This is a genomic window from Prauserella isguenensis, assembly GCF_014191605.1.
Taxonomy (GTDB): Bacteria; Actinomycetota; Actinomycetes; order Mycobacteriales; family Pseudonocardiaceae; genus Prauserella; species Prauserella isguenensis.
The window spans coordinates 1,306,726-1,328,253 of the sequence record NZ_JACHWU010000001.1 but is presented as its reverse complement, the minus strand read 5'-3'; the positions used below and the strand labels follow the sequence as shown (position 1 = coordinate 1,328,253).

Sequence of the window (21,528 nt, the reverse complement as noted above, 5' to 3'; positions counted from 1 at the left end):
GGACCGCCGCGAACGAATGCTGCGAGCGCGCCGAAGGGTTAACCTGAAACCCATGCCGAAGTCCCATGCGGGCAGCGCCACCGATCGCCTCGAACGGATCGACGTGGTCACCGATTCCGCGCTCGCGCACCTGGAGATCGAACGGCTGCTCGAGGAACTCCTCGACCGGATCCGGGAACTGCTCGCTGCCGACACGGCCACCGTGCTACTGCTGGATTCCTCCGGGCAACATCTCGTCACCCGCGCGTCGTCCGGCATGAAGGAGGCCGTCCGCCAGGGCGCGCGCGTACGGATCAGCGGTTCGCGGTTCGCGGGCAGGATCGCCACGACCCGCGAACCGCTCATACTCGATCGCGTCGACGAGACGACGGTCGCCAACCCACTCCTGTGGCACCGCGGAATTCGGTCGCTGCTGGGTGTCCCCCTCATCGCGAACGACGAGTTCCTCGGCGTACTGCACGTCGGCACAGTTGGCGATCGCCGATTCACCGACACCGATGTCGATTTTCTCCGCGTGGCCGCTGATCGCGTCGCCATGGCAACGCGGAACCGCATAACCGACTCGGGTCGCGCCGCCGCGCTGTCGCTGCAGCGTACGCTGATTCCGGGCCTCCTTCCCGAGGTCGCCGGTCTCGACATGGCCGCGCGATACGCACCGGGCGAAGCGGGTGGTGTCAGCGGCGACTGGTACGACGTTTTCAAGCTGCCCTCCGGCTGGCTGTGCGTCACGGTCGGTGACGTCGTCGGCCGCGGCCTCGACGCCGCCACCGTCATGACACGCCTGCGCACGGCCGTCCGCTCGTATGCGCTCGATTCAGCCGACCCGGCCGAGGTCCTGACCAAACTCGACCGGCACGTCCGCCACTTCGAGCCGCAGATGATGGCGACGGTGAGCTATGCGATGTGGGAACCCTCACTCTGCCGCATGCACCTCTCACTCGCCGGTCACCTCACCCCTGTGATGGCTCCCGACAACGCGCCCGCCGAGCTCCCCGAGATCCCCATCGACCCACCCGTCGGCGCAGGCCTCGTGCCCAGGCCGCGGCGGACGACAGCCGTCGACGTCGAGCCCGGCACGGCCGTGCTGTTCTACACCGACGGACTGGTCGAACGCAGGAACCGGCCCCTCGACGACGGACTCGCACTGTTACGCGACGTTGTCCGATCCGGCCCGACCGAAGCGCTGTGCTCCGACGTGATGCTGCGGATGGTCGGCACCGATCCCACCGACGACGACATCGCCCTGCTGGCGATCCGGCGCGAGCCCGACGCGGCGGCCCCGGAACTGACACTGACACTGGAGGCCGTCCCGGAATCGCTCGCGGACATGCGCGCGGCGTTACGCCGCTGGCTGCCGACGGTCGGGGCGACCGACGACGACATCGACGACCTGCTGGTGATCATCGGCGAGGCGGGCGCGAACGTCATCGAACACGCTTACGGCCCCGGCGGCGGCCGGTTCGAGTTACGGCTGACGGCCACCGAGGCCCAGGTGGAAGGAACGGTGCGGGACCAGGGCAACTGGCGGTCCGCACGAGGAACCAACAGAGGCAGGGGGACGCAGCTGATGCAGCAACTGAGCGATGAGCTGCGCATCGAGCACGACAACGGTGGCACGACCGTGTATCTGCGCAGAAGTCTGGGGAATCGGTGATGACGGTCGCACACGTCGCTCTGCTGACTGAAGAGGAACCACGGTCGGCCGAGCTCACCGTCACTGGGGAGATCGACCTGTCCAACGCCGATCAGGTACGCGACGAGCTGTACCGGTCTATCGCGAACGACCTCATGTACGTCTCGGTGAACCTGACCGATGTGTCCTATATGGATAGTTCGGGGCTGCGGGTGCTGTTCATGCTCGCCGAGCGGCTGCAACGACTGCAGACCGAACTGGCCGTCGTCGCACCACCCGGCACGCCGGCCCGCCGGATCCTCGAACTCGCCGGCTTCGACGCGGTCGCAACGCTGCGTCCCTGACGCGCACGTCGCGACCACGTCCGCCGCCGCTCGCAACGCGGGCAACCTCAGCCCAGGTCGGCGGTCAACTCCGGGATGCGCTCCGAATAGCGGGCGAACAGTTCGGCGTTGCGCTCGTCGCCGCCCGCCACGTTGGCGCTCGTCCACAGTGGAAGGACACTGCCACGCGCCTCCGCCTGCCGGTGCAGTTCCGCCAGCACGGCCGACCACGTGTATGCGCCGAGAATCGTCGACACGGCCGACGTCCGCGGCGACTCGGCGGGATGGACGGCGTCACCGGCCGGCACACCCGTGTCGAGTACGAGGTCGGCGTGGTCGGCGACCCGCCTTCCCGAACGGTCCGTCGACCCCGCCGACGCGGCGATCGACGTGACCGCGATCACCGGCACGTCGCGCGCCACGGACTCCTGCGCGATCTCGACCGGGTACGGGTTTCGCCCGCTCGTGGAGAACACGACGACCACGTCCGGTGGCGTCGGCTGCGCCTCCTTGATCAGCGCGCGACCGCGGCCGATCTCCCGTTCCGCCGCGGTGCTGCGCAGCGCGCCGCCGAGCGGCACGACCTCCGGGTCCCACAACGGCCGCACCGCGGCGAGACCGCCTGCCCGGTAGAACGTCTCGCACACCATCGCCACCGAATGGCCGGCACCGGCCGTGTGAATGACGCCGCCGCCGTCCACACAGTCGAGCAGCATCGTCGCGGCCCGCGTCAGCTCTCCGGATCTCTCGTCCACCGCATCGAGCAATTCCCGCACGGTTTCCCTCATCGCGTGCACCTCCCACATCGGCTCGCCGATGCCAGGTTCGCACCATATGCCGCTCGGTGTGACATGACCCCACGCAGCGTGTCGGCTTCGTCTCACCAGGTGAGGTGAAAGGTTTGGGAACGGCTCACCCCGGGAACGAGAAACGGTCGGCCCCGTGCGCGGCCTCGCCTGCGACGAGCGTCGCCTCCACGCCGATGTCGCCGATCTTGGAGGAGGGCACCTCCGTGGGGTCGTCGTCGAGCAGCACGAGGTCGGCGTACATGCCCCGTTCGAGCCGGCCGCGCACGTTCTCCTGCCCTGCGGCGTAGGCGGCGCCGGTGGTGAAGGCCCGCAGCGCCTGTTCGGCGTCGACACGCTCGTCGGGCGAGGCGACGGCACCGCTCTTCGTGGTGCGCTCGACCAGCGACTGCATCCCCAGCAGCGGGGCACCCGCCGACACGCACGGCCGGTCGGAACTGCCCACGACGGGAAGTCCCGCGTCCACAAAGGACTTGCTGCGGTACACCCACGGCATCCGTTCCTGTCCGACGGCGTCGGCGATCGTGTCGCCGATCTCGTAGAGGAACCGGGCCTGCGGCACGGGCACCACGTCGAGTGCGGCCATCCGCTCGAGGTGCTCCGGCCGCGTCATGGCGGCGTGTTCGATGCGGTGCCGCACCCCGGGGCGCGGCAGTTCCCGCTGCGCCTGCTCGAAGATGTCGAGCGTCAGGTCGATGGCGCGGTCACCGATCGCGTGGGCCGCCACTCGCCAGCCGCCGTGGTGTGCGGCGAGAATCGCCTTGCGCAGCACCTCCGGGTCGTCGCCCAGCACGCCGTGGTCGTCGGACCCGCCGTGGCCGCAGAACGGCGCCGTCACGGCGGCGGTGCGGCTCGACAGGGCGCCGTCGGTGAAGATCTTCATCGGGCCGATGCGGAGGAACTCGTCACCGAAACCGCTGCGCAGTCCCAGGTCGAGGCCGTACGCCTCGTCGACCTCGTGCAGCACCTCCCGTGCGGGCATCAGCTCGACGCGCTGTTTCAGGTCCCCGCGGGCGCGCGCGACCTGGTAGGCGGCGGCCTCGGCGGGACTGTGGCCGATCCAGCCACCGCCGATACCCGCCTCCGTCACGTGCGTGAGGCCCTCCGTCGCGTACACCGCCGAGGCGCGGGTGATCGCGTCGGCCAGCTCACCGACCGGGTACGGCTTCACCAACCGGTCCACCAGTTGCTGGGCCTGCTCGGCGAGCAGCCCGGTGGGCTCGCCGTCGGCCCCGCGTTCGACGACTCCCCCCTCGGGCACCGAGGCCGAACCGTCCAGGACGCCCGTGAGCTCGAGGATCTTCGTGCTCACCGTCGCCATGTGTGCCGAGCGGTGCTTGAGCCACACCGGCCTGCCGCCGCCCGCACGGTCGAGCGCCGCGCGGTCCGGGTGGCCGCCGAGGGCGAAGTCGTCGTACCCGGAACCGATGACCCAGCCGTCCGCAGGCAGCTTGGCCGCCTCGGCCGCGACGACGTCGTAGAGAGCCTCCGGCGTCGTCACCGTCGACAGGTCCGTCTCGGCGAGCGACAGCCCGTACCAGACCATGTGGTTGTGGGCGTCGGAGAAGCCCGGCGTGACGGTCGCGCCGCCGCCGTCGACGACGTGGCGGGCCGGCAGCTCCGCGACCTCGTCGTCGACCCCGACGATGCGTCCTCCCAACACCCCGATGGTGTGGGCACGCGGGTGGGCGGGGTTCAACGTCAGGGCGCGCACGTCGCGCAGCAGCAGATCCAGCATGGCGACAGGGTAGGCCCATCCCGCCCCGGCGCGCCCCGGCTACCGCGACCCGCTCGCGTGTCCTGCACCCAGGCCCGCTGTCCTGCGCTCAGCGCATCGGCGGACGCGAGCGCACCGGGCTCGCCCCGGACCTCGGCTCCGGCTGCGTCGTGTCCGCCCGGCCCTGTTGGCGACGCAGTGCCCCACGGGCGATCCGCAGTCCTGCGGCCGGTGTCAGCAGCCGGGTCGGCGGTGAGAACAGCGAGAACACCTCGAGGAAGCGTTCCCGCAGCACGGGGTCGGCGGCGACCGCGCCGAAGAAGGTGTCACCGAGTGGCGCGAGTGCGCGGATCGGCCACGGCAACGGCCCCGTGGTGTCGCCGAGGATGGCCCGGTCGGCGACGGCGGCCAGGTGCCACGTGTCGCGGATCGGCTTCGCGGCGGCGCGGAAGTACCGGCGGGGCAGGTCCCGCGTGCCTTCGCGCAGCGTCGCGGCCAGCGCCTCGGCTTGCATCGCCGCGACGGTCATGCCCTGTCCGTACGTCGGATTCAGGCTGCACACCCCGTCGCCGAGCACGAGCAGACCGTCGGGAAGCGCGGACATCCGGTCGTACCGCCGCCAGCGGCTGGCCGGGAACGTGCGCGAGTCGGGCTCGGTCAACGGCTCGGCGGAGCGCAGAGCCTCGACCACGTGGGGCGGTGCGAATCCGGCGAGGAAGTCGAGCATGCCCGCGGCGTCGGCCGGCGGTGCGTGGCCGCGCACTCCGAACACCGACACGTCCCACATGTCGTCCTCGTGACGGAAGATCGCCGCACCCGACGACCGACCGGCCGTAGCACTGATCAACACCATCTTCTCGGTCAGCGCGCCGGGGTCGACGCGCAGTTGCAGGCTCGAGTAGGCGGCCCTGACGGTGACGGTGTCCTCGGCAGGTCGCGGAAAGCCCAGTTCCCCCAGCCACGCCGGGGTGCGCGAGCCGCGGCCCAGTGCGTCGACGACGAGGTCGGCGGCGAGTTCGAACGGCCCGTCGGGGCCGGTCACGCGTACGCCCGTCATGCGCCCGCCCTCGGTTCGCGGTCCGTCCACAGCGCACCGTTCGAGAATCCGCACCGTCGGCGCGCGGGCCAGATGCGCGCGCACTCGGTGTTCCAGCATCGGCCTGCTGGGCACGTGGATCGGGTGGTCCGTGCCCGGTGCCGTCCCGGTGAGGTGGTGGCCCAGCGGTTCGAAGTGGATCTCGTCCGCGTCGTCGGTGATCACCGGAACACCGCGCCCGTTCAGGTCGGCGAGCAGCCCGGGGAACCAGGCCTCCAGCGACAGCCCGCCCCGCGGCAGCAGCGTGTGCCCGTGCGGCCCCTGCGGGACCCCGCGCCGCGGCTCGGCGGTGTCCGGCAGGGGGTCGCGGTCGAGCACGGTCACGGATTCGTAGTGGCCGGCGAGCACCCGGGCGGCGAGGAGTCCGCCCATGCCCGCACCCATGACGACGGCGTGGTCACCGTGTGTCCCCATTTCTGCCTCCCTGTTCGACGTCGGCGTACGACTCCGACGCGGATAACGTTGTTATGTTGATAGTCATAACATAGTTATGCCAAGCTCGGCCACCATGAGCACGAAGGAACGTTTGATCGAGGCCGGACTCCGGCTGCTCGAGGCGGAGGGACCGGAGTCGCTGAACGCGCGCAAGCTCGCAGGCGAGATCGGCGCGTCGACGATGACCGTCTACACGCATTTCGGCGGCATGGCCGGCCTGTACGAGACACTCGTGCGGCGGGCCTTCGTGCAGTTCGGCGACGCCCTCGCCGCGGTAGACCGCACCGACGACCCGGTCGCCGACCTCCTCGCGCTCGGCATGACGTACCGCGAGTTCGCGTCGGCCAACCCGCAGCGGTACCGGCTGATGTTCGGCGTCACCGCGCCTGGCAGCGGGGCGGCGGCGGCCAACGACGTGACCGAGGAGGGAACCCCCAGCACGCTCCCGGAGGCCTCGGCGACCTTCGACGAACTGCGCCGGGCCGTGCAGCGCTCCCTCGACGCCGGGCGGATCCACGGCGACGACGCCGTGGCGATCGCGGGGCAGTTCTGGAGCATGGTCCACGGGTTCGTGCTGCTGGAGATGTCCGGCTTCTTCGGCGCCGATGGCCGGGGCGTCACGACCGTCCTCGCCCCGCACGCGACGAACCTGCTGCTCGGCCTGGGCGACGACCCGGCCGCGGTCGCCGGCTCGACGCAGGCGGCACGCGAGCGGTTCGGCGCCGCGGAAGCCTCGCCCCGAGCCGAGGCCGCACCCGGAGCCCGAGCGGCGCCCCGGGCGGCCGGGGTCCGGCGGGGCCCGCGGCCGGGCCGGACCTCGGGACAGTGAACCCGAGGAGCACTCGGGGCACCCGGCACCAGCGTTGCCCCCCGGAAGCTCACCCCGTCCCGCCCCACCGCATCCCGGGGTCTCGCCCAGGAATCGCCCGCCCGGGATCCGGCCCAGACGGCGGGTGGCTCTGACAGGATCGGCGGCGGCGGTCGCGGGCGCTCGTCGAGCGTGGCCGGCGCCCCGCCACGCACACTCCGGCACCGGAAGCGGCAATGGGAGAGCAACGTGGGCATGCACGACGGCACGAGCACCCTCGGAGAGCAGGACCGCAAGGCCGAGATCATCGACGTGTTCGTCGACGCCTTCGGCGACATGATCAAGGCGGACCCCGACGCGTTCCGCAAGAAGTTCCGGAAGATGGCCGACAACCCGTTCGCCTTCTACCGCGGAGCCGCGTGCCTGTTCTACCGGGACATGGCGGGCGCCGACGATCCGTGGGCCGACGCCCGCACCGGCCGCATCTGGATCCAGGCGGACCTGCACGCCGAGAATTTCGGCACCTACATGGACTCCGCCGGCCAGCTCGTCTTCGACGTCAACGACTTCGACGAGGCCTACCTGGGTTCGTTCACGTGGGACATCAAGCGGTTCTGTGCCTCGGTGGCCCTGCTGGCCAGGCGCAAGGCGATCTCCGACGCCGACATCGAGACGCTGATGGCCACGTTCGTGCGCTCGTACATCCGCATGGTGCGAGCCTTCGCCGACGGCACCCGTGACGAGGAGGAGTTCAAACTCCACCTCAGCAACACCGAGGGTGTCGTCCACGACGTGCTCCTCGACGCCAAGCTGAAGACGCGGATCGATCTGCTGCGGGAGACCACCGTCGTCGAGGAGCACGAACGCAGGTTCCGCCCCGGCCGCGGGGTACGGCGGCTCGGCGACGACGAGTACGCGCAGGTGCAGCGGGCCTATCACCGGTATCTCGAGACGATCCCGGAGACCAAACGCTTCGAGAGCCTCACCTACGACGTCAAGGACATCGTCGGCCGCAAGGGCTTCGGCATCGGCTCCGCGGGACTGCCCGCCTACAACATCCTGGTGGAGGGCCGCACCGAGGCGTTGGAGAACGACGTGATCCTGTCGATGAAGCAGGGCAACGTGGCGGCGCCGAGCCGTATCGTCGACGACGAGGCCATCCGGGACTACTTCGTCCACCACGGACACCGCACGGCCGTGTCGCAGCGGGCCCTGCAGGCCCACGCCGACCCGTGGCTCGGCCACACCGAGTTCGGCGGCGAGGGATACGTCGTGTCGGAGCTGTCCCCGTACGTCCAGGATCTGGACTGGTCCGATCTCACGGAGCCGAAGGAGATGCAGCCGGTGATCGACTACCTCGGGCAGGCGACGGCAGGGATGCACTGCGTCTCCGACGCCGATTCCGAGCAGTCGCTGGTCCCGTTCCAGAGCGAGGAGGCGATCCTGTCGGCGATCGGCTCGGACGAGGACGGTTTCGTACGCGACATGGTGGCGTTCGGCGCGAACTACGCTCGACAGACGCGGCACGACAGGGAGCTGTTCGTCGACGCCTTCCGAGGCGGCGAGATCCCTGGCCTCGAACCCTCCGCCCCGATCTCCTGAAGAAGGCTGGCGTGACGACACGACTTCTCCTCGGGCCCCTGCTGAGACACGTCGGCGAGACCACGGCGACGGTGTGGGTCGAAACCGACTCCGCCTGCGAGGTCGACGTGCTGGGCAGCACGGCCCGCACCTTCGAGGTGTACGGCCATCACTACGCCCTGGTCGTCGTCCGTGGATTGCGGCCCGGCACGAGCACGCCCTACGAAGTGCGACTCGACGGGCAACGGGCCTGGCCCGAACCGGATTCGGCCCTGCCCCCGGGCCGGATCCGCACCCTGGGCACCGCCGGGACGTTCCGACTGATGTTCGGGTCGTGCCGCAGGCCGGGACACGAACGGGGTATCGGCTCCGACGCGCTCATCGCCTACGCACGCAGGATGACCGAGCTGGCGGAGTCCGAGTGGCCCCAGGCGCTGTTGCTCCTCGGGGATCAGGTCTACGCCGACGAACCGACGGCGGAGACCAAGGAGTGGCTGGCGGGCCGCCGGGACCTGCGCAAGCCGCCCGGCGTCGAGGTCACCGACTTCCACGAGTACGCCCACCTCTACTACGAGAGCTGGACGGAGCCGCTGCTGCGCTGGCTGCTCTCCACGGTGCCGACGTCGATGATCTTCGACGACCACGACGTACGCGACGACTGGAACACATCGCGGGCATGGCGCGAACAGATGTCGACGAAGCCGTGGTGGCCGGAGCGGATCCAGGACGCGCTGGTGTCGTACTGGGTGTATCAGCACCTCGGCAACCTCGGGCCGGACGAGCTCGCCGACGACGAGATCTTCACGACGGTCACCCGCCACGACGGCGACGCCGCGCCGCTGTTGCGCGAGTTCGCCCGGCGCGCCGACGCGGACAGCACCAGCGTCCGGTGGTCCTACCGGCGCGATTTCGGGCGGATCAGGCTGCTGATGATCGACACCAGGGCCGGGCGGATGCTCGAACCGGGCGGGCGGTCGATGGTCGACGACGACGAGTTCACCTGGATCGAGGCGAACACCGAGGGCGAGTTCGACCATCTGCTGCTCGGCTCCTCGCTGCCGTGGCTGTTGCCGCACTCCATCTCCGACGGCGAGTCGATCAACGAACGCGCCTGCGAGAGGCCGGGGTTGCGCGGCCGGGTGGCGGAAACGGCTCGCCAGCTCGTCGACATGGAGCACTGGGCGGCGTTCCGCACGTCGTTCGACCGGCTCGCGCGCCTCATCCGCCGGGTCGCGAGCCGCGACGACGCGCCCGCGTCGGTCACGGTCCTGTCCGGCGACGTCCACCATCACTACGCCGCCGAGGCCACGTTCGGCGAGCGGGTCCGTTCCCGGGTGCACCAGCTCACCTGCTCCCCGGTGCACAACGAGGCACCCGCCTACATCGCGTGGGGTTTCCGGATCGCGTGGTGGCGTCCGCTGGCGGCCGTCATGCGCCGGTGGGCCCGCCGCGCCGGGGTCGCACCCGCCGACGTGACGTGGGAGCGGGTGTGGGGACCGCACCTGCCCAACGCCGTGGCCACCGTCGAGATCGACGGCCGCGAGTCACGGGCGATCTACGAACGGGCCGAAGGCGACGAACTCGTCACCGCGACCCGCCTGCCGTTGACGGCACCCGCCGACCGGTCGGACCGGGACTGAGGCCAGAACTGAGACCGAACGACATCAGGGGCTTCCGGAAACCGGAAGCCCCTGATCACATCGGAGCCGGCAACAGGATTCGAACCCGCGACCTGCTGTTTACAAGACAGCTGCTCTACCAACTGAGCTATGCCGGCGCGCCCCGCCGAAGCGGGTTCGCGCGTCCAGTATAGGACCGCCCTCCCCGGCGCGGGCGAACCTCCCGGAACCCGCAACAAACAACGGCCCAACACACCTCGAACACACATTCCGACCTGCGAAAACGCCTACACGAGAGTAAATTGGACGCGGCGCAACAGCCAGCGCCGAAACGTGTCACACGACACATGATCCGGGGTGCAACGGCGCAGCCTCCGGAGGCGATGCCATGGGGGAACAGGTGAGCAGCTAGGGAGGTGGGGCCGTATGAAACTGAAGCCGCGCGCCAGGACGGCGGGACATCGCCGGCACGCGTGGCAGATCCTCGAAGCGCCGGCCGAGGATCGCAGGCACGACAACGACAACAACCGTGGTTCTCGCCAGCATCGCGGCCGCAACAACCTCCGGCAGCGCGCCTGGCAGATCCTCGAGGCCCCCACCGGCGAACACCCCGCGGTCGAACGCGACGCGGCGATCGGCCCCCAGCTTCCCGACGAACCGACCGTGCACATGGTGCTCGATCTCGTCGTGCGCATCGGCGAGGTCCAGATGGCCAGCGGGGCGGGCGCATCCGACGTCACGGCGACGATCCTCTCGCTCACCCGCGCGCTCGGCCTGCCGCACTGCGAGGTCGAGGTGATCTTCACGTCGATCACCGTGTCGTGTCACCGGGGCAGCGAACTGTCACCGGTGACGGCCCTGCGCGTGGTCCGGTCCCGCAGCCTGGACTACACGCGGCTGTCCGACACCGAACGTCTCGTGCAGAAGCTGCTCCGGAACAAGCTCAGCGCCGAGGAGGCCTACGCCGAACTGCACCGCGTCACCGGCGCGGGCCACCCGTACCCGCGGTGGGTGTCGACGCTCGCGTGGGGCGGCATGGCAGGCTTCATCGCCCTGCTGCTCGGCGGTGACGTCTGGACCGCGCTCGTCGCGTTCGTGATCAGCGCGGTGATCGACCGGGTCGGCCGCCTGCTCAACCGCATGTCGATGCCGTTCTTCTTCCAGCAGATCACCGGCGGTGCGCTGGCGTCGGCTGCGGCGATCGGCGTCGTCAACCTGGACCTGATGCCACTGGAGAGACCGACTTTGGTGGTTGCGGCCGCGTTGACGGTGCTGCTGTCGGGACTGTCCACGGTCTCGGCCGTGCAGGACGCGATCACCGGCTACTACGTCACCGCGGCCGGGCGAAGTCTGGAGGTCGCACTGATGTCGGCGGGACTGATCACCGGCGTGGCCGGTGGCATGCAGTTCGCCGAGTACTTCGGTGCGGCGAGCACTCCCGTGCCGTCGGTGCCGCCGTTGCAGGCGCTGAACCTGCCGATCGTCGTCCTCGCCGGTACGGGTGCGGCCGCGTGCTTCGCGCTCGCGTCGTACGCGAGCCTGCGCCCGCTGCTGGTCGCGGCGTGCGCGGGAGCGGTCGGCGCCTGTGCCTACGGCACGCTGATGGTCTTCACGGCCGGCCCGATCGTCGCGTCGGCGATCGCCGCCACGCTCGTCGGCCTCGGTGGCGGCGTCATGGCCCGCAGGCTGAAGGTGACGCCCCTGGTCGTGGCGGTCTCCGGCATCACTCCGCTGCTGCCCGGTTTCGCCACCTACCGCGGACTGTCCGAATTGGCCGACTTCGGCAACCTGACACCGCTGATGGGTGCCGTCGCGATCGGTATCGCCCTCGCCGCGGGCGTGGTGTTGGGCGAGTTCCTCGCCCAGCCCGTCCGAACGGGACTCGGCAGGCTGGAACGCAGGCTCGCAGGCCCGCGTATGGCAGGCCCGCTCGATCCCGGAGGAAGCCCCGAATAAGCGCGCCGCGCTAGTGTTCAACCATGGCCCCCGCGCAGGAGAAGCCCGAAGCAGTGTCGCCGAACGCCGTGCCCTCGAACGCAGAGCGGTCGAACAGTTCCGAACCCGCGAATAGCTCCGAGTCGTCGAACGCCGAGCCTTCGAACAGCGCCGGACCGCAGGCCGTCGCTGCGACGCCGAACGGGTCCCGGCCCGCGGCGTCCCCCGATCCGGGGAAGAACCGGCAGCGGCAGGGTGCGGAGTTCGTGGTCGTCGCCAACCGGCTGCCGGTCGACCTGGAACGCACCGAGGACGGGAACCAGCGCTGGACACAGAGTCCGGGAGGGCTCGTGTCCGCGCTGGAACCGTTCCTCCGCTCCCGCAACGGCGCATGGGTCGGCTGGCCGGGCGTACCGGACGTCGACGTCGACGAGTTCAGCGACGACGGCCTCGTCCTGCACCCCGTCCGGCTGAGCTCGGCCGAGGTCCGCGACTACTACGAGGGCTTCTCCAACGCCACGCTGTGGCCGCTGTACCACGACGTCGTCGCCCGGCCGATCTTCGACCGCAGCTGGTGGGACGCGTACGTGCGCGTGAACCAGCGGTTCGCCGAGGCCGCCGCGGCCGTGGCGGGCGACGGCGCCACGGTGTGGGTGCAGGACTACCAGCTGCAGCTCGTGCCGACGATGTTGCGCGAACTGCGGCCCGACCTGCGCATCGGTTTCTTCCTGCACATTCCGTTCCCGCCGGTGGAGCTGTTCATGCAGCTGCCGTGGCGTGCAGAGATCGTGCGCGGACTGATCGGCGCCGACCTCGTCGGCTTCCACCGGCCCGGCGGCGCGCAGAACTTCCTGTGGCTGGCACGCCAGCTCATCGGCCTCGAACCGAGCCGCGGCTCCGTGGGCGTGCGGTCACGGCCCGGCATGGTGCAGGTCGACGACCGCACCGTGCGCGTCGGCGCGTTCCCCATCTCGATCGACGCGGCCGGGCTCGACAAGCTGTCCCGCGGCAAATCCGTCATCGAACGCGCCGCCCAGGTACGGGAGGAGCTGGGCAGCCCGAAGAAGATCCTGCTCGGCATCGACCGGCTCGACTACACCAAGGGCATCGATCTGCGGTTGCAGGCGTTCCACGAGCTGCTGCAGGAGGGCCGCGTCGAGCCCGGCGACGTCACGTTCATCCAACTGGCGACGCCGAGCCGCGAACGCGTCGAGCACTACCAGCAGATGCGCGTCGACATCGAGCAGATCGTCGGGCGCATCAACGGTGAGTTCGGCCGGGTGGGCCACACGGTGCTGCACTATCTGCACCAATCCATCGACCGCAGCGAGCTCGCCGCGCTGTTCCTGGCGGCGGACGTCATGGTCGTGACGCCGCTGCGCGACGGCATGAACCTCGTCTGCAAGGAGTACGTCGCCGCGCGGCACGACCTCGGCGGAGCGCTGCTGCTCTCGGAGTTCGCGGGCGCCGCAGCCGAGCTGAGCAGCGCTTTTCTCGTCAACCCGCACGATCTGGACGGGGTGAAGAACGCACTCGAACAGGCTATTAAGCTCGACCCCGCGGAAGGTCGCCGACGAATGCGCGCCTTGCGTCGTCAGGTACTGACGCACGACGTCGACAGGTGGGCGCGCTCGTTCCTCGAAGCCCTCGGGGCCGGGCCGGCGACCTGAGCACTCCCGCGAGTGCATCGACGAACTGGGGCCTGAGGCAGCACCCGTCCCGGGTTCGAGCCGCGAGAGCGGCTGCGACAACCGAGTGGAACGGCCCCAGCCGGAGAACTCACCCGCGAGAAACTCCTTAAGGAGGAGTGTTGACCGCCGAGGCCCTGCCCGCTGAGCTGCGGCGCGCGATCATGCAGATCGCGCGAACGCCGCGCCTGCTGGTCGCCTGTGATTACGACGGCACGCTGGCGCCCATCACCGAGAAGCCCGACGAGGCCCGCCCGCTGGCGGAATCGGTCGGGGCGCTCCGGTCGCTGGCCGCACAGCACGAGACGACGACCGCCGTGATCTCCGGTAGAGCACTACGCGACCTCGCGACGCTCTCGCGCCTGCCCGCCGAGGTCCACCTGGTCGGCAGCCACGGCTCCGAGTTCGACGTCGGCTTCGTGCACGACCTCGACGACGAGTCCCGAGGGCTGCGCAACCGCATCGAGGCCGAACTGGACCGTGTCGTCGACGGCGCTCCGGGAGCCGAGCTCGAGGTCAAGCCCGCGGGCGTGGCCGTGCACGTCCGCCGCGCCTCACGGGAGGACGCCGCCCGCATCGTCGAGGACGTCCACAAGGGACCGTGTACGTGGGACGGCGTGTCGGTCACCGACGGCAAAGAGGTCGTCGAGCTGTCGGTCGTGCAGACGAACAAGGGCAGCGCGCTCGGCACGCTACGCCACCAGGTCGGCGCCACCGCCGCGCTGTTCATCGGCGACGACGTCACCGACGAGAAGGCCTTCGAACAGCTGACCGGCCCGGACCTGGGCATCAAGGTCGGCGACGGCGACACGCTCGCGCACCACCGGGTCGGCGACACGGAACAGGTCGCGACGATCCTGGCTTTCCTGCTCGAGGAACGCCGCAACTGGCTGTACGGGGAACAGGCCGCACCGATCGAGCGGCTCTCGATGCTCGCCTCCTCGCGGTCGGTGGCGCTGCTGACGCCGGACGCGAAGCTCACGTGGCTGGCCCACCCCGGGCCGGACTCGGCGGCCGTGTTCGCCGACCTGCTCGGCGGCGAGGGCGCGGGCCACTTCACGATCGCCCCGCACCGCAACGGCCTCCCACTGGGGCAGCGCTACCTCCCGGGCACGATGACCGTCGAGACGCGCTGGTCGCGGCTGCTGGTCACCGACTACATGGACTCCGAAACGCCCACCCACCGCACCGACATCGTGCGGGTCATCTCCGGCGAGGCGACGGCGGAGGTCACGTTCGCACCGCGGCCCGAGTTCGGTGGCGTTCCCGTGCGGCTCGTCCAGCACGAGGAAGGCCTCCAGGTGCTCGGCACCTCCGAGGCGTTCGTGCTGCGCTCGCCCGGCGTCAGCTGGGCGATCACCAGCGACGGCCTGCACGACACAGCGACCGCGCTGGTGCAGCCAGAGCCCGGCGCGCCCGTCGTGATGGAGCTGCGCTGCGGCACCACCGACCTGGCCGCGCACGAACTTCCCGAGCTCGAACGCCGCGCCGAGGCGGGCCGGTACTGGAGCACGTGGGTGGGCGCGTTGAAGCTGCCCGACGTCGAACCCGAGCTCGTCGCCCGGTCGGCGCTCACTCTGCGCGGGCTCATCCACGCCGACACCGGCGGTGTGATGGCCGCGGCGACGACGTCCCTTCCGGAGGAGATCGGCGGTGTCCGCAACTGGGACTACCGCTACTGCTGGATCCGCGACGGCGCGATGACCATGCGCGAGCTGGTCACACTCGGCTCCCTCGACGAGGCCGAGGCGTTCCTGGGCTGGCTGCACGGCGTGCTGTCGACCCTCCCCGGTCCGGAACGGCTGCACCCGCTGTACACGCTCGCCGGCACGCAGCTCGGCGCCGAAGCGGTCATCGACTCGCTGCCCGGATACAAGGGCTCGCGGCCGGTACGTGTCGGCAACCTCGCCAACCACCAGGTGCAGCTGGACGTCTTCGGCCCGGTCGTCGAACTCGTCATGACGCTCGCCGAAGCACGCGGCGACCTGCGCGACGAGGACTGGCAGATGGTGCGCGCCATGGCCGAGGCCGTCAGCCGCCGCTGGGACGAGCCCGACCACGGCATCTGGGAGGAGCGCCACGTGCCGCGGCACCGCGTCTACTCCCGGGTGATGTGCTGGCAGACGCTCGCCCTGGCCATCCGGCTCGGCGAGATCTACAACCGCGAGATCCCGGCGGGCTGGCCCGAGCTGCGCGACGAGATCGCCGCCGACGTGCTCGAGAACGGCTGGAACTCCGAGGTCAAGGCCTACACCACCGCCTACGACGGCACCGACCTCGACGCGGCGTCGCTGTTCGTCGGCCTCGCCGGCCTGCTCGACCCGCAGGACGAGCGGTTCCAGCAGACGGTCACCGCCATCGAGGCCGACCTGCGCAGCGGTTCGACCGTGTACCGCTACCACCGCGACGACGGCCTGCCCGGCGGCGAAGGCGGGTTCCACCTGTGCGCCGCATGGCTCATCGAGGCCTACCTGCTGACCGGCAGGCGCACCGAGGCCGAGGAGCTGTTCGACCAGCTCGTCGACGCCGCGGGGCCGACGGGGCTGCTGCCCGAGCAGTACGACCCGGTCGCCGAGCGTTCGCTGGGAAACCACCCGCAGGCCTACTCCCACATCGGGCTGATCCGCTGTGCGAGGCTGCTCGGCCGCTGACTCGCGAGCGGACGGCTCCGCACAACGACCGCCGTGCTCCGCCACCGCGTTGCGGTCGGATTCCGTCACCGGATTCGACCGCAACGCGGCTCGGCGTGACGAGTCGTCAGCCACCGAACGCTATATTTGTGACTTGAAACACAAATCGCGAATCTGTGCAGCATCGCGTCCCGGTTCGTACGTCTCTCCCGCGTAGCCGGCCGGGGCGTGCGTCGGGGGCGCCCCGGCCGGCGCCCTTTCGCTCCGCACCACCCGCCCGACGAGCTAACCCGGGACGTACTGCACGGCGTGTACGGCGCTCGCCAGGTCGGCGACCTGGAGGGCCTTGATGCCGTCGGGCAACGGGCCCGGGTCCGGCGGCACGAGCGCGTGCGTGAACCCCATGCGCGCCGCCTCCGTCAACCGCCTGCCGACACCGGTCACGCGCCGCACCTCACCCGCGAGGCCGACCTCGCCGATCGCGACGAGCTTCGGCGACAGCGCCTCGTCGGCGAACGCCGACGACACGGCCAGGGCGGCCGCCAGGTCCACCGCGGGCTCGGTCACCTTCATCCCGCCGACGGTGGCCACGTAGACGTCCTTGTCGCCGAGTGCCGCGCCGCCGCGTTTCTCCAGCACCGCCAGCACCATGCTCACTCGTGAGGAGTCGAGTCCGCTGACCGCGCGCCGCGGCTGGTTCAGGTACGACTTGCCCACGAGCGCCTGCACCTCGGCCAGCAACGGCCGTTTTCCCTCCACCGTGACGGTCACCGCGGTCCCCGGCACCGCTTCGGCATGCCGGTTGACGAACAATCCCGACGGATCGGGAACGCCCACGATGCCGTCATCGCGCAGTTCGAAGCATCCGATCTCGTCGGCGGCGCCGAACCGGTTCTTCACGCCGCGGACCATGCGCAACGTCGAATGCCGGTCGCCCTCGAAGTGCAGGACGACGTCGACGAGATGCTCCAGCACGCGCGGCCCCGCGACCGAACCCTCCTTGGTGACGTGCCCGACGAGCACTACGGGAAGCCCGCGCTCCTTGGCCAGCGCGACGAGCGCAGCCGTGACGGCGCGGACCTGCGTGACACCGCCCGGCGAGCTCTCGACCTGCGGCGACGACATCGTCTGGACCGAGTCGACGATCAGCAGGCCCGGTTTGACGTCGTCGACGTGGCCGAGGAGCGCGGACAGGTCGCTCTCCGCGGCGAGGAACATGGAGTCGTCGACGTTGCCGGTGCGCTCGGCGCGCAGTCGTACCTGGCCCGCGGACTCCTCGCCCGTGACGTACAGCGCCGCCGAACCGCTCTCCGCGGCCCAGCGATACGCGACCTCCAGCAACAGGGTCGACTTGCCGACGCCGGGCTCCCCGGCGAGCAGCACCACGACGCCGGGCACGAGGCCCCCGCCCAGCACCCGGTCGAGTTCCGACACCCCGGTCGGGGACGCCCGCGAGGACTCGACGTCGACCTGCGCGATCGGGCGCGCGGGAGCACTCGGCGCCCCCGCGGCCACGCGGGCGACCTGCGGACGCGCGTCACCGCGCTCTTCGATCGTCCCCCACGCCTGACACTCCGGGCATCGGCCGACCCACTTGGCGACCTCGTAGCCGCACTCGGCGCAGCGGTAGGTACTCGACGTCTTCTTGGCCACGTCCGGGACCGTATCGGCCGCCACCGACAGTCCGGGGGCGCAGTCCTGTCACCGCCCCGTCAGCACAACCCCGTCGACTCGTGTCCGAGGGCGATCCCGGGGCGGCGAGAGTGGCCGAGTGTCCGAGAGTGGCGGAGTGGCGGAGCGTCGCTCAGTGGCCTCCGCCGCCGTGGCCCTCGTCCTCGGAGGGCGCGTCGGGCCGCGGCTCGTCCGACACCTTCACGGGAAGCGTGACCTCGAGGGTGCCCGCGTCGCGGAACGAGAGGGTCGCGGTGACTTCCTGGCCCGGCCGAACCTCCCGCTTCAGACCCTGGAGCGTCATCTCGCCGTCCAGCTGGGCCGCGTCCGGCTTCCCCGGGCTGACGGCGAGCGTGGTGTCGGCCGGCAGCCTCGTCTCGCCCTTGATCGCCACGTTCTCCGCGGCGTCGGTGGTCACGGACTGCAGCTCGTCGGCCTGCTCGCCGGAGTTGACGATGCTCATGACCACGTCGGCGTCGGAGCCCTCGAGGTAGGCGGCCGGCTTCACGTTCTCCGGATAGGCGAGCTCCGCGTTGCGCACGGCGATGGTCCCGACCTCCGACGAACCGCCGTTGACGCCCGCGACCTGGGTGTCCGTCTGCGTGATCTGGCCTGCGCTGCATCCCGCGACGAGGAGCGAGATACCTGCGATGCCCGCACCGATCATGCGACGTTTCACTGCTCGTGTCCTTCCTTGCGCCTGCAACGCGTCACCACCCGCTCCTGGGAGAGGCAGCCGGTAGGCAGACTATCCCGGCCGCCTCGGGCGGACATCACGTGGTGGCGAGTACGACACCACGTAGGGGTCGACACCCGTGACCGGGCACTTCGCCGGGAACCGGACGGCGAAAATGTCCATAGTGGATTTGAAAACGGCGGGAAACGGATCCCGGCCCACCTGCATGAGTATACGAATTCGGTCGTTGTCAAGCCCCTAAGGCAGTCCGATTAGCCCACTGACCTGCGAGGACGAAGGCAGCCGTCTGGTTGAGCACACGTCGGACGTGCTAAGCTGGATACAGCGAAAGGGGCAGAGGACACATGGTTTTTAAGGTCGGAGAGACCGTCGTCTACCCGCACCACGGTGCCGCACTCATCGAAGCGATCGAGACCCGCGTGATCAAGGGCGAGGAGAAGCAGTACCTCGTCCTCAAGGTGGCGCAGGGTGATCTGACCGTTCGCGTTCCCGCTGACAACGCCGAGATCGTCGGTGTTCGTGACGTCGTGGGAGAAGACGGCCTCAATCACGTTTTCGACGTGCTGCGTGCTCCCCACACCGACGAACCGACCAACTGGTCGCGTCGGTACAAGGCCAACCTCGAGAAGCTCGCCTCCGGCGATGTGAACAAGGTGGCCGAAGTGGTGCGCGACCTCTGGCGGCGGGAGAAGGACCGCGGCTTGTCCGCCGGTGAGAAGCGGATGCTGGCCAAGGCGCGGCAGATCCTCGTGAGCGAGCTGGCGCTCGCCGAAGGTACCGACGAAGGCAAGGCCGAGGTGCTGCTCGACGAGGTTCTCGAAACCGCGGTCGTCTAGCTCCAGCGATTGCACAAGGTCATACGACCCTGAACGTCATCGCACTGGTTCCGCTCGGGAACGGGGACGCGGCGCGCTCCGGCGCGTTGCTCCCCGTTCACGGGGAACCGTTGTTGTCACATGCCGTGCACGGCCTGCTCGAATCCGGATGCGTGGACCGGATCGTCGTGGCAGGACCGGCACGGCATCGTGCTGCTCACCCCCTTCCGACCTTCGACGACCACCGTGTCCTGTTCGTCGCCGACGACGCGGTGGCCGCCGACCCGGGAGCGGTGTCCCAGCCTGATCCGGTGTCGCAGCCCATTCCGGTGTCCCAGCCTGATGCCGTGTCGCAGCTTGATCCGGTGTCGGGACCCACGCCCGGCACCGCACTGCGAGCGGCGTGGACGGCCTCGGCGCCCGGCCCGGACGACGTCGTGCTGGTCCACGACGCCAGACGTGCCTTCGTCCCGGCCTCCGTGGGCTCGGCGGTCGTCGACGCGGTCCGCGAGGGCGCACCGGCGGCCGTTCCGGTCGAACCCGTCGCCGACACGGTCAAGGTCGTCGATGCGGAGGGGGTCGTCCACGGCACCCGCGACCGGTCGCTGCTGCGCCACGCGCAGACACCCGTCGCGGTCCGCGCCGGCGTCCTCGGCGAACTGCTCACCGGCGACTCCGGCGTCACCGATCTCGTGGAGCTGCTCGTCCGACTCGACGGTCGGGCCCGCACCGTCCCCGGCGACCCGCACGGCATGTGCGTGCGCACCCCGTTCGACGTCGCCGTCATCGAAGCACTGCTGAGCACGGAGAACACCGCATGACCCGCATCGGCCAAGGCGTCGACGTCCATCCGATCGAAGCGGGAAGGCCGTGCTGGATGGCCGGGCTGCTCTGGCCCGACGACGACGGCTGCGCGGGCCACTCCGACGGCGACGTCGCCTCCCATGCGCTGTGCGACGCGCTGCTGTCCGCCGCGGGGCTCGGCGACCTGGGTGCCGTGTTCGGCACGGGCGATCCGCGCTGGTCGGGTGCCCACGGTGCGGAGCTTCTGGCGGAGGTGCGCCGCCGTGTCGAGACCGCCGGTTTCGGCGTCGGCAACGCCGTCGTGCAGATCATCGGCAACCGTCCGCGGATCGGCATCCGCAGAGACGAGGCTCAGCAGGTGCTCTCGGCCGCCGTCGGCGGCCCGGTCAGCGTCTCGGGCACCACCAGCGACGGCCTCGGCCTGACCGGACGTGGCGAGGGCGTCGCCGCCATCGCCACCGCGCTGCTCCTCCCCCGGTGATCCACGCGGCCGGTAGTCCGCCCGCCCTGGCGTCACGGGCGCCTCGGTGACCACCGCAGAACCCGCGCAACGGTAGTGTCGTCGACATGGCGATTCAGGCGGTGATGTTCGACTTCTCGGGGACGTTGTTCAGGCTCGAACACCGGCGGTCCTGGTTCACCGACCTGGTCGACGACGACGGAACGCCCCTCGATGCCGACGAGCAGGCCGAACTGATGCGCCGGATGACGGCGCCGGTCACACTGACCGTCGACCTCGACGAGGACCACCGCGACGCATGGGAGCGCCGCGACCTCGACGCGAAGCTGCACCACAAGGCGTACCTGGAGATCCTCCGGCAGAGCGGCGTCCCAGGCACCGAGCAGGCCGAGGCGCTGTACCGGCGGCTCGTCGACCCCGCCGAGTGGACGCCGTACCCCGACACGGCCGACGTGCTGAAGGAACTCGCGGGCTCGGGGACGAAGGTCGGGGTGCTGAGCAACATCGCGTTCGACATCCGGCCCGCGTTCACCGCGCGGGGCCTGGACGCCTACATCGACGAGTTCGTGCTGTCGTACGAGGTGGGTCAGATCAAGCCGGACCCGGCGATCTTCCGGATACTGGTCGAGCGCCTCGGGGCACCCGCCGAGAATACGCTCATGATCGGCGACCACACCGACGCCGACGGCGGCGCTCGGGACATCGGCTGCGAGTTCGCGCTGGTCGAGCCGCTGCCCACCGTCGAACGTCCCGGCGGGCTACGCGCCGCCCTCCGCGAGCACGGCGCGCTGTAGCCCGTACCATTTCGGG

General features: G+C 70.3%; 17 protein-coding genes and 1 tRNA gene. 12 read left to right on the top strand and 6 right to left on the bottom strand.

Going from position 1 to position 21,528, the window contains the following annotated elements; translation table 11 throughout:
* Positions 1 to 52 precede the first annotated feature (52 nt).
* Entirely contained in the window at positions 53 to 1,654 is a 1,602-nt protein-coding gene (locus FHS23_RS06210; RefSeq protein WP_183649119.1) for an ATP-binding SpoIIE family protein phosphatase, read from the top strand.
* Complete coding sequence (locus FHS23_RS06205; RefSeq protein WP_183649116.1) at positions 1,654 to 1,977, top strand: STAS domain-containing protein; 324 nt, start codon at positions 1,654 to 1,656, stop codon at positions 1,975 to 1,977. Before FHS23_RS06210 ends, FHS23_RS06205 begins: the two co-directional genes overlap by 1 nt.
* A gap of 47 nt (positions 1,978 to 2,024) precedes the next feature.
* Here FHS23_RS06205 and FHS23_RS06200 read toward each other — a convergent pair whose 3' ends face one another.
* The 3 genes from FHS23_RS06200 to FHS23_RS06190 form a co-directional block, all read right to left on the bottom strand.
* Complete coding sequence (locus FHS23_RS06200; RefSeq protein WP_183649113.1) at positions 2,025 to 2,744, bottom strand: SIS domain-containing protein; 720 nt, start codon at positions 2,742 to 2,744, stop codon at positions 2,025 to 2,027.
* 124 nt (positions 2,745 to 2,868) lie between these two features.
* Entirely contained in the window at positions 2,869 to 4,500 is a 1,632-nt protein-coding gene (locus tag FHS23_RS06195; RefSeq protein WP_183649110.1) for an amidohydrolase, read from the bottom strand.
* A gap of 88 nt (positions 4,501 to 4,588) precedes the next feature.
* Entirely contained in the window at positions 4,589 to 5,989 is a 1,401-nt protein-coding gene (locus tag FHS23_RS06190; protein ID WP_183649107.1) for an FAD-dependent oxidoreductase, read from the bottom strand.
* Between the two features lie 94 nt (positions 5,990 to 6,083).
* Between FHS23_RS06190 and FHS23_RS06185 the strand changes: the two genes are divergently transcribed.
* The 3 genes from FHS23_RS06185 (at position 6,084) to FHS23_RS06175 (ending at position 10,039) form a co-directional block, all read left to right on the top strand.
* Positions 6,084 to 6,839: a TetR/AcrR family transcriptional regulator gene (locus FHS23_RS06185; RefSeq protein WP_183649103.1), complete on the top strand. Its 756-nt coding sequence runs from the start codon at positions 6,084 to 6,086 to the stop codon at positions 6,837 to 6,839.
* A gap of 234 nt (positions 6,840 to 7,073) precedes the next feature.
* Positions 7,074 to 8,420 carry a DUF2252 domain-containing protein gene (locus tag FHS23_RS06180; protein ID WP_183651025.1) on the top strand — a complete coding sequence of 449 codons (1,347 nt, stop codon included), beginning with the start codon at positions 7,074 to 7,076 and terminating at the stop codon, positions 8,418 to 8,420.
* 11 nt (positions 8,421 to 8,431) lie between these two features.
* Complete coding sequence (locus FHS23_RS06175; RefSeq protein ID WP_343053677.1) at positions 8,432 to 10,039, top strand: alkaline phosphatase D family protein; 1,608 nt, start codon at positions 8,432 to 8,434, stop codon at positions 10,037 to 10,039.
* A 64-nt stretch (positions 10,040 to 10,103) separates the two neighbouring features.
* On the opposite strand, the gene FHS23_RS06170 is transcribed toward FHS23_RS06175, so the two are convergent.
* Positions 10,104 to 10,176 (bottom strand) — tRNA-Thr (locus FHS23_RS06170).
* A 268-nt stretch (positions 10,177 to 10,444) separates the two neighbouring features.
* Between FHS23_RS06170 and FHS23_RS06165 the strand changes: the two genes are divergently transcribed.
* The 3 genes from FHS23_RS06165 (at position 10,445) to otsB (ending at position 16,292) form a co-directional block, all read left to right on the top strand.
* Positions 10,445 to 11,974, top strand: a complete 1,530-nt coding sequence (locus FHS23_RS06165; protein ID WP_183649099.1) for a threonine/serine exporter family protein — start codon at positions 10,445 to 10,447, stop codon at positions 11,972 to 11,974.
* 23 nt (positions 11,975 to 11,997) lie between these two features.
* Positions 11,998 to 13,623, top strand: a complete 1,626-nt coding sequence (locus tag FHS23_RS06160) for an alpha,alpha-trehalose-phosphate synthase (UDP-forming) (RefSeq protein ID WP_246381351.1) — start codon at positions 11,998 to 12,000, stop codon at positions 13,621 to 13,623.
* Between the two features lie 140 nt (positions 13,624 to 13,763).
* Complete coding sequence (gene otsB, locus FHS23_RS06155; RefSeq protein WP_246381350.1) at positions 13,764 to 16,292, top strand: trehalose-phosphatase; 2,529 nt, start codon at positions 13,764 to 13,766, stop codon at positions 16,290 to 16,292.
* Positions 16,293 to 16,556: 264 nt separating this feature from the next.
* Here the strand turns inward: otsB and radA are convergent, their stop codons facing one another.
* Complete coding sequence (gene radA, locus FHS23_RS06150; protein ID WP_183649096.1) at positions 16,557 to 17,924, bottom strand: DNA repair protein RadA; 1,368 nt, start codon at positions 17,922 to 17,924, stop codon at positions 16,557 to 16,559.
* A gap of 151 nt (positions 17,925 to 18,075) precedes the next feature.
* Entirely contained in the window at positions 18,076 to 18,621 is a 546-nt protein-coding gene (locus FHS23_RS06145) for a copper chaperone PCu(A)C domain-containing protein (protein WP_343053676.1), read from the bottom strand.
* A gap of 362 nt (positions 18,622 to 18,983) precedes the next feature.
* Here FHS23_RS06145 and FHS23_RS06140 point away from each other — a divergent pair, with 362 nt between their 5' ends.
* From FHS23_RS06140 to FHS23_RS06125, 4 genes are all read left to right on the top strand, one after another.
* A complete protein-coding gene (locus FHS23_RS06140; RefSeq protein ID WP_030532268.1) occupies positions 18,984 to 19,475 on the top strand; it encodes a CarD family transcriptional regulator in 492 nt (163 codons plus the stop codon).
* Between the two features lie 113 nt (positions 19,476 to 19,588).
* Positions 19,589 to 20,275: an IspD/TarI family cytidylyltransferase gene (locus FHS23_RS06135; protein WP_246381347.1), complete on the top strand. Its 687-nt coding sequence runs from the start codon at positions 19,589 to 19,591 to the stop codon at positions 20,273 to 20,275.
* On the top strand, positions 20,272 to 20,739 hold the full coding sequence (ispF, locus tag FHS23_RS06130) for a 2-C-methyl-D-erythritol 2,4-cyclodiphosphate synthase (protein ID WP_183649092.1): 468 nt from the start codon (positions 20,272 to 20,274) through the stop codon (positions 20,737 to 20,739). Before FHS23_RS06135 ends, ispF begins: the two co-directional genes overlap by 4 nt.
* Before the next feature lie 86 nt (positions 20,740 to 20,825).
* A complete protein-coding gene (locus FHS23_RS06125; protein WP_183649089.1) occupies positions 20,826 to 21,512 on the top strand; it encodes an HAD family hydrolase in 687 nt (228 codons plus the stop codon).
* The last annotated feature ends 16 nt before the right edge of the window (positions 21,513 to 21,528 follow it).

What these genes read in the sequence shown, in the direction of transcription:
- ispF (WP_183649092.1), top strand. Translation starts at nt 20,272, where the DNA reads ATGACCCGCATCGGCCAAGGCGTCGACGTCCATCCGATCGAAGCGGGA.
- FHS23_RS06180 (WP_183651025.1), top strand. Translation starts at nt 7,074, where the DNA reads ATGCACGACGGCACGAGCACCCTCGGAGAGCAGGACCGCAAGGCCGAG.
- FHS23_RS06185 (WP_183649103.1), top strand. Translation starts at nt 6,084, where the DNA reads ATGAGCACGAAGGAACGTTTGATCGAGGCCGGACTCCGGCTGCTCGAG.
- FHS23_RS06140 (WP_030532268.1), top strand. Translation starts at nt 18,984, where the DNA reads ATGGTTTTTAAGGTCGGAGAGACCGTCGTCTACCCGCACCACGGTGCC.
- FHS23_RS06190 (WP_183649107.1), bottom strand. Translation starts at nt 5,989, where the DNA reads ATGGGGACACACGGTGACCACGCCGTCGTCATGGGTGCGGGCATGGGC.
- FHS23_RS06160 (WP_246381351.1), top strand. Translation starts at nt 11,998, where the DNA reads ATGGCCCCCGCGCAGGAGAAGCCCGAAGCAGTGTCGCCGAACGCCGTG.
- FHS23_RS06165 (WP_183649099.1), top strand. Translation starts at nt 10,445, where the DNA reads ATGAAACTGAAGCCGCGCGCCAGGACGGCGGGACATCGCCGGCACGCG.
- FHS23_RS06195 (WP_183649110.1), bottom strand. Translation starts at nt 4,500, where the DNA reads ATGCTGGATCTGCTGCTGCGCGACGTGCGCGCCCTGACGTTGAACCCC.
- FHS23_RS06210 (WP_183649119.1), top strand. Translation starts at nt 53, where the DNA reads ATGCCGAAGTCCCATGCGGGCAGCGCCACCGATCGCCTCGAACGGATC.
- FHS23_RS06200 (WP_183649113.1), bottom strand. Translation starts at nt 2,744, where the DNA reads ATGAGGGAAACCGTGCGGGAATTGCTCGATGCGGTGGACGAGAGATCC.
- FHS23_RS06125 (WP_183649089.1), top strand. Translation starts at nt 20,826, where the DNA reads ATGGCGATTCAGGCGGTGATGTTCGACTTCTCGGGGACGTTGTTCAGG.
- FHS23_RS06205 (WP_183649116.1), top strand. Translation starts at nt 1,654, where the DNA reads ATGACGGTCGCACACGTCGCTCTGCTGACTGAAGAGGAACCACGGTCG.